This is a genomic window from Mesorhizobium sp. M7A.F.Ca.MR.245.00.0.0, from assembly GCF_003997415.1.
GTDB lineage: Bacteria > Pseudomonadota > Alphaproteobacteria > Rhizobiales > Rhizobiaceae > Mesorhizobium.
Genome location: NZ_RZTE01000044.1, coordinates 50,801 through 51,211, shown reverse-complemented (window position 1 = coordinate 51,211; position 411 = coordinate 50,801). Strand labels below are relative to the sequence as shown.

At 63.5% G+C, this 411-nt stretch carries 1 protein-coding gene; it reads left to right on the top strand.

Translation table 11 applies throughout. The annotated features are described in order from the left end of the window. Positions 1-67: 67 nt before the first annotated feature. Positions 68-411 (top strand): molybdopterin-dependent oxidoreductase (locus tag EOB80_RS35630; protein WP_245466474.1); only part of this gene is annotated, 344 nt, incomplete at its 3' end.

The window sequence follows — 411 nt, the reverse complement described above, 5'->3', positions numbered from 1 at the left end:
CTCCCCATCAAGGGGAGGGTAAGATCTGGCCCTACACGCCGCGTCCGGAACCGGTTAACCTCGCCCCATGAACCAACACGCCAAGCTTCGCATCGGCCATTCGGCCTGTCCGCATGATTGCCCCTCGACCTGCGCGCTCGAGGTCGAGTTGCTTGACGGCAACCGCATCGGCCGCGTCCATGGCGCCAAGTCCAACAGCTACACGGCCGGTGTCGTCTGCGCCAAGGTTGCCCGCTATGCCGACCGCGTCCATCATCCCGACCGTTTGCTGAAGCCGCTGATCCGCGCCGGTTCCAAGGGCGACGGCGCCTGGAAAGAAGCAAGCTGGGAGGCGGCGCTCGACCTCGTCGCCGAAAAATTCATTGCGGCCGAGGAGAAATACGGCTCGGAGACGGTCTGGCCCTATTATTA